7 protein-coding genes are annotated in these 6,874 nt (G+C 63.7%); 1 reads left to right on the plus strand and 6 read right to left on the minus strand.

All coding sequences use genetic code 11. The annotated features are described in order from the left end of the window. Positions 1-69: 69 nt before the first annotated feature. The 5 genes from OZ411_RS24820 to OZ411_RS24840 all read right to left on the minus strand — a co-directional run bounded on the left by OZ411_RS24820 (position 70) and on the right by OZ411_RS24840 (position 4,695). Positions 70-777: an ABC transporter ATP-binding protein gene (locus tag OZ411_RS24820; RefSeq protein WP_282530055.1), complete on the minus strand. Its 708-nt coding sequence runs from the start codon at positions 775-777 to the stop codon at positions 70-72. Beyond that, on the minus strand, positions 764-1,507 hold the full coding sequence (locus tag OZ411_RS24825; RefSeq protein ID WP_282530056.1) for an ABC transporter ATP-binding protein: 744 nt from the start codon (positions 1,505-1,507) through the stop codon (positions 764-766). Before OZ411_RS24825 ends, OZ411_RS24820 begins: the two co-directional genes overlap by 14 nt. Beyond that, positions 1,504-2,433, minus strand: a complete 930-nt coding sequence (locus tag OZ411_RS24830; protein WP_282530057.1) for a branched-chain amino acid ABC transporter permease — start codon at positions 2,431-2,433, stop codon at positions 1,504-1,506. Before OZ411_RS24830 ends, OZ411_RS24825 begins: the two co-directional genes overlap by 4 nt. Then, a complete protein-coding gene (locus OZ411_RS24835; protein WP_282530058.1) occupies positions 2,433-3,287 on the minus strand; it encodes a branched-chain amino acid ABC transporter permease in 855 nt (284 codons plus the stop codon). Before OZ411_RS24835 ends, OZ411_RS24830 begins: the two co-directional genes overlap by 1 nt. 193 nt (positions 3,288-3,480) lie before the next feature. Then, complete coding sequence (locus OZ411_RS24840) at positions 3,481-4,695, minus strand: ABC transporter substrate-binding protein (RefSeq protein ID WP_282530059.1); 1,215 nt, start codon at positions 4,693-4,695, stop codon at positions 3,481-3,483. Positions 4,696-4,988: 293 nt separating this feature from the next. On the opposite strand from OZ411_RS24840, the gene OZ411_RS24845 reads away from it, so the two are divergent. Then, positions 4,989-5,675, plus strand: coding sequence for a L,D-transpeptidase (locus tag OZ411_RS24845; protein ID WP_282530060.1), 687 nt, complete (start codon positions 4,989-4,991; stop codon positions 5,673-5,675). A 142-nt stretch (positions 5,676-5,817) separates the two neighbouring features. Here OZ411_RS24845 and OZ411_RS24850 read toward each other — a convergent pair whose 3' ends face one another. Continuing rightward, positions 5,818-6,747 (minus strand): IS3 family transposase, encoded by a 930-nt coding sequence (locus OZ411_RS24850; RefSeq protein ID WP_282530061.1) that lies wholly within the window; start codon positions 6,745-6,747, stop codon positions 5,818-5,820. Between the last annotated feature and the right edge of the window lie 127 nt (positions 6,748-6,874).

The raw sequence follows: 6,874 nt of genomic DNA on the forward strand, positions 1-6,874 counted from the left end.
ACCCGGGACGCATGCGTCCGCGTTTACGAGCGGTCCCGGGTTACGCTGCGCTTCACCCGGGCTACGGGCTCAAACCCCCAGATACACCTGCCGGATATATTCGTCGCCGGCGAGCTCCTTCGCGCGGCCCTCACGCACCGTGCGGCCATGCTCGAGCACGTAGACGCGGTCGGCGATACGCAAGGTCGCGGTGGCGTCCTGCTCGACGATCAGGATCGCGGTGCCGTCTTTCCTGATCTTCTCGATGGCGTCGAAGATCAGACCCTTCAGCCGCGGCGCGATGCCGACCGAAGGCTCGTCAAGCAACAGCAATTCGGGGCGGCCCATCATGGCGCGGCCGATCGCCACCATCTGCTGCTCGCCGCCCGACAGCGTGCTCGACTGCTGCTGCCGGCGTTCCTTCAGGACCGGGAACAGCGCGAACACGCGTTCGAGGTCTTCGGCGATCTCGGCCTTGTTGCTCCTGAGATAGGCACCGAGCTGCAGGTTCTTCAGGACAGACAATTCGGGGAACAGCCGCCGCCCTTCCGGGCAGTGGCAGATGCCGCGGGCGACGACGTCATAGGGCGGCAGCCGCTCCAGCGTCTCGCCCTTGAATTTCAGCGTGCCGGTCGACTGAATCGCGCGGGAGATCGCTTTCAACAGCGTGGTCTTGCCGGCGCCGTTCGGGCCGAGCACGCCGACCAGCTCGCCCTTGTCCACGGTGACGCTGACCTGCTCGACGGCCAGCGCCTTGCCGTAGCGGACGCTGAGATCTGCGACTTCAAGCAGAGGCATGCGCGGCCTCCGTTTTCCCGATATAGGCCTCGATCACGCGCGGGTCGCGCACGATCTCGGCCGGCGGTGCGATCGCGATGATCTCGCCGAAATCGATCGCAATCACACGCGAGACCAGCGCCATGAATTCGCGCAGCTTGTGCTCGATCAGAAGGATCGTAAGCTTCTGCTCGCGGTGCAGCCGCTTGATCAGTTGCGCCAGCGGCTCGATCTCGCTGCTGCCGAGCCCCGCGAAGGGTTCGTCGAGCAGCAAGAGGTTTGGCTTGGTCGCAAGCGCACGGGCGATCTCCAGTCGGCGGAGGTCACCATAGGGCAGCGTCTCGACTGGTTCGCGTGCCTTGGCGCCAAGTCCGACCTGGTCAAGCAATTGTTGCGCGCGGGCTTCCTTATCGTGCGCATCGCGTGCCCGCGGCGACAGGCAGGCAACGACGACATTTTCCAGCACCGTCATACCGAGGAAGGGACGCGTAAGCTGGAAGGTCCGAGCGACGCCGCGGTTGACGATCTTGTGCGGTGCCAATCCCCGCAACTCCTGTCCCTCGAACAGGATGCTGCCGGCGTCGGCGGCGATGAACCCGGTCAGCAGGTTGAACAGCGTGGTCTTGCCGGCGCCGTTCGGTCCGAGAATACCGGTGAGCTCGCCTGGCTCGAGCGAGAAGCTGACGTTCTTCGTTGCCGTGAGGCCGCCGAAGCGCTTGGAGAGGTCCTTCACCTCAAGGATGGCGCTCATCGGAAGCGCTCCGTCAGCCGCCGCCATAGCGGTGCGATCAGCCCGTTGGGTAGAAAGAACAGGATCAGCATCAAGGTCAGCGTATAGACCCATAGCCGGTATTCGCCGAACGAGCGCAGGAGCTCGGTCAACAGCGTCAGCATGATTGCGCCAAGCGCCGGCCCATAGATCGAGCCGATGCCGCCGACATAGACCATGATGATCACCGTGATCGACACCACGACGGAGAACAACGGCGGGCTGACCTGCAACTGGTAATGCGCGTAGAGCGCGCCGCCGAGGCCGGCGAAGGCCGCGCTGATCGTCAGCGAGGCGATCTTGTAGAAGGTGACGTTGATGCCGGCGGCCTGGCAGGTCGCCTCATCGCCGCGGATCGCGCGCAGCAACAGCCCCCAATGCGATTGCGCCAGCGCGGTGAGGATTGCGACTGCCGCGACCAGGATCGCCAGCACGAACCAGTAGTAGTACAGCGGCGACTGGATCAGCGGATCGAGGCCGTAGAGCCCTTCCTCGCCGCCGCTATACTCCCAGAAGATCAGGCAGAGCCGCTGCATGATGGCGGACGCCGACAGCATGGCGAGCGCGAAATATGGCCCGCGCAGCCGCAGCGTCGGGAAGCCGACGATCAGGCTGAAGGCGACCGCGACCACCACCGCCGTCGGCAGGCTGTACCAGGGATTGGCGTACCAGGCGGTGGCGAGGAAGCCCGCGGTATAGGCGCCGGCGCCGATGAACAGCGAGTGCCCGAAATTCTCGCGGCCGGTGAGCCCGGACATGAAGTCCCAGCTCGCCGCCCAGATCGCGTAGATCACACAGACGGTGAGGACGCCGGTGAAATAGTTGCTGTTGAGCAGCACCGGCGCGAGCGCCAGCAACGCGACCACGAGGACAGCGCCGGACAGATCGACGATGGAAAGCTGCTTCATCAGAACGCCGCCCGCCGGCCGAGCAATCCGGACGGCTTGATCATCAATGTAATGACGACGGCGACCAGCGACACCAGTTCGGTCCACGACGACGAAATGAGATAGGCGACGATGGTCTCGGAATAGCCGAGCAGGAGCGCGGCCAGGATGCTGCCCGGGATCGATCCGAGCCCGCCGACGATGACGATGGCGAACGCCTTCACCATCGGCAGCAGTCCCATGGTCGGCTGCACCGTGAGGAAGGGCGAGACCAGGACGCCCGCGAGCGCCGCGGTGCCGGCCGAGATCGCCATCACGACCGAGAAGATGCGGTTGGTGGGAATGCCCATATATTGCGCCGCCTCCGGATCCTGCGACACCGCGAGGATCGCTGCCCCAAGCCGCGTGCGCTGGATGAACAGCCACAGCAACAGGAGCACCAGCACGCCCGCGATCAAGGCAAGCAGGCGCTGCCCGCCGATATCTACGCCGCCGATGGAAATCTTGTCCGCCACGAAGGACGGCACATTGCGGTATTCGGAACCGAAGGTGATGAACAGCCCCTGCTCGACCGCGAGCGACACCGAGAGCGTGATCATCAGCACCGCAAGCTGCGAATAGCGCAGCGGACGGACCAGGAACCGCTCCATCAACACGCCGAACAGCGCGACGAAAAGCACGGCGAGCGGTGCTGCGATGAACAACGGCCAATGCAACAGGCCGGTGAAGACGTAGGCCGCATAGGCGCCGAGCGCATAGAACGCGCCATGCGCGAGGTTGAGAATCCGCGCCACACCGAAGATCAGCGTAAAGCCGACCGCGAGCATGGCATAGATCGCGCTCGACACCGCGCCATAGATCAGAATTTCAAGCATGCTATCCCTGTCGAAGGTCGCGAGAGCGCGCGTCGCCGCGTTAGAGCGTTTTCGAGCGAAGTGGGTACCGGTTCGCGTGAAGAAAACGCGTCAAAATAAGAGTCCAGGGCTTCGGTTCTGATCCAATCAGAACCGAAGCTCTGGTCGACCGGCCACACCAGGTGGGCCGATCGACCAGCGAGAACAGACGCGATCAGTTGCTCATCCAGGGCGGAGCGATCATCTTGCCGGTGGCCGATTCCTTTGGCCAGACCACGACGCGCTCGCCATTCGGCTGCCACTGCACGAACAGCAGATTCTGCAGGCCGGGGCCGGTCTTGACGTCATGCAGCTCATCGAACACCAGCTTGCCGGCGATGCCGACATGGTCGGTCTTCTCGAGCTCCTTGATGACGGCGTCGGCTTCAGTCGACTTGGCGCGGGCAACCGCGTCGGCATAGACGTAGACCGCGTCATAGGCGCCGATGCCGGTGTAGACAGGCGCGGTGCCGTAGCGTTTGACGAACTCATCCCAGAACGGAATGGTCTTCGGCGTCAGCGGCGCACGGATCGCGAACATGCCCACCGTTTCGCTGTTGGCCTTGCCGCCGACGCGGGTGAAGAAGTCGGCGTCCTGACTCTTGACGTCGATGCCGCCGATCGGAATCGGAACCTGCGCGTCATGCCACTGCTTGACGAACACGTCCGACGAGGCGTGCGACAGGATCACGATCAGGTATTGCGCGCCGCTGTCCTTGACCTTGGCAAACAGCGGCGAGAAGTCCGAGGTCGAGGTGTCGAAGAATTCGGCGAGCTTCACGTCGGAGCCGCCCTCGATCGCGCCCTTCTTGAGGATCGGCACCAGATCCTGCACCCATTTCGCGTTCTCGCCGACGATCGCGATCTTGGTGAACTTCATGTCGTCCTTGAGCTTGCCGTTGATGAAGTCGACAAGCGCGCGGGCCTGGTGCGCCGCGTTGATCGGGAAGGCCCGGAAAATATATTTGTAATTGTCGTAGTCGGCCTTCACCTTCGCGGTGATCGCGGGCGATGCAGCGCCGACGCCGATATAGATGGTCTTGGCGCGGGAGATGTGCGGCAATTGCGCCAGCGTGACGCCGGAGGTGTAGCCGCCGATCAGCACGTCCACCTTGTCGTCGGCGGTGAGCTTCTTGATCGCGGCGATCCCCTGCTCGGGGTTCTCGGTCTCGTCGGCGACGACGATCTCAAGCTTGCGGCCGAGCACGCCGCCCTTGGCGTTGATCTCGTCGGCCGCCAGCTTCGCTGCATTCTGGGTGTCGCGCCCGACCTGGAGCTGGATGGAGGTCGGCACACCTATACGGATGGGCTGCTGGGCTAAAGCGGTTTGGGCGGAAATACCGAGACCGAGAATGCTCGCGGCTGCGAGCCATTTCAAGAATGGCTTCATTTCTAAACTCCCTGCCGCAACAGGCCTTTTCTGCCTGATGCGTTTGTTTTTCTTTTAATTGGACCAACAGTTTGCCCGCGACGCAAACGGCGAGTCAAGAACGTAGGTTGGGCAACCCGCGGGCAGCGACGAAAGGCGGCGACGAAATCTTAACGAAACAAATCCTTACCCCCACGAAACCATTTTGGCGATTTCGTGCAAACGTCCCGAAACGCTTGACCTGTACTGGATGGCGTCAACGAGGCGCCACACCGCAAACGGCGCCACAGGGTGTAGTCAGACAGGGGTCGACAATGTTTAATTCCATTAAGCGAAACTCGCGTCTTGCCGCCGCCGCATTGGGCGCGCTGGCGATCGGCACCATTGGTTTTTCCACATCGAGCTCGGCCGCTCCGCTGCCGTTCTTCCCGTTCCTCATGACGCCGCCGACCGAAGCTGCCCCGCCGCCGTCCGTCGAGGCTACGCCGCCCCAGGGCGAGGGCCGGTTCGAACTGCCCGCGCGCCTGCGCCGCCAGGTCGTCAATTACGCGACGCGTGAAGCGCCCGGCACGATCATCATCGATACCCCGCACACCTATCTCTATTATGTGCTCGGGAACGGCCAGGCGCTCCGCTATGGCATCGGCGTCGGTCGCGACGGCTTCACCTGGTCCGGCGTCCAGACCATCACCAAGAAGGCGGAATGGCCGGATTGGACCCCTCCGCCGGAAATGATTGCCCGCCAGCCCTATCTGCCGCGCCACATGGCCGGCGGTCCCGGCAACCCGCTCGGCGCCCGCGCCATGTATCTCGGCGGCACCGTCTATCGCATCCACGGCACCAATGCGCCGGAGACGATCGGCACCCACGTTTCCTCCGGCTGCCTGCGGCTCATCAACGAAGACGTGATCGACCTCTATTCCCGGGTCAACGTCGGAACCAAGGTGATCGTGCTGCCGATGACCGACCGCCGCGCCGATCTCGGTACGACGGTGCGGTAAGCATCGAAAGACTGGATTCAAGAGCGGCTCCGGCATCGGCCGGGGCCGTTTTCATTTCGCGGGCTCTCGTAGCCCGGGTGGAGCGAACGCGTAACCGGGGACATCTGCATCTGAAGTGCACCCTTATCGTGAGACACGATAATCAGGGACAGGTGCCCGCCGCTTGAGGCGGCAGGGCGGGTTGATGGGTTACGGCCAGGTTGCGGGGCTGCTGCGCAGCAGCCCCGCAACCTGGTAAATTTGCTTCGAACTCGGCTGGCGGCTGGTAAGCCAGAGCCGAGTGCAGCCGTTGACGATTGTACACCTCTTCGATGAAGGCGCCGATCGCATTTCTGGCATGCGGCGCATCGCGGTAGGTCTGGCCGTTGACCTCCTCTTGCTTGAGGGTCTTCATGAAGCTCTCCGCCTTGGCATTGTCGTAGGGATTGCCGACCCGGCTCATGCTGGGCGCAATGTCGTGCTGCCGGAGGAGCTCGGTGTAGTCGCCGCAGGCGTATTGGATGCCGCGGTCGGAGTGGTGGATCAGGCTGCCAGGCGTGGGTTGGCGCGCCGCCAGCGCCATCGAGAGTGCGGCGACCGCCAGACGCGCCTCCAGGTGCGTCTCCAGGGCCCAGCCGACCACCCGCCGGCTGAAGGCGTCGAGCACGATGGCGAGATAGGCGAACTCTTCCTGCAGATGGATGTAGGTGATGTCCGCCACCCAGAGCTGGTCGAGGCCATCAGGCACCATGGCGCGGGCCAGGTTCGATACCACGTGCCACGGGTGGCGCGAGTCCGTCGTGACAGGCACGAACGGCCGCTGCCGCAAGCACAGCAGATTATCCTGCTGCATCAGGCGCAGCACGCGTTTGCGGTTCACCGCAAAGCCCTCGCGGCGCAACTGCGCGGCGATCCGGCGATAGCCGTAATGCCTGTAGGCAAGCGCCAGCCGCTGGATCGCGTCTCGCACGGCGGTTTCTTCGGCACGTGGGGCGGAAGCCGCCCAATGCCGATAATAGCCGGCCCGGCTGACGCCAGCCAATCGGCACATCCGTTCGATCGTCAGTTCGCCTTGCCGCGGGGAGGTCGTCATCGCTTGGATGACCGCGTAGACCCCGTCACGCCAGGCCCGCTGCTCGGCCGGCGTGCTTCCTTGACCCGCCGCAAGGCTTGCCGAAAAAAATCCAGTTCAATCTGCTGCTGGCCGATCTTGCGCTCAA

Origin of the sequence: Bradyrhizobium sp. Arg237L (assembly GCF_029990105.1) — a bacterium.
Classification (GTDB): Bacteria; Pseudomonadota; Alphaproteobacteria; order Rhizobiales; family Xanthobacteraceae; genus Bradyrhizobium.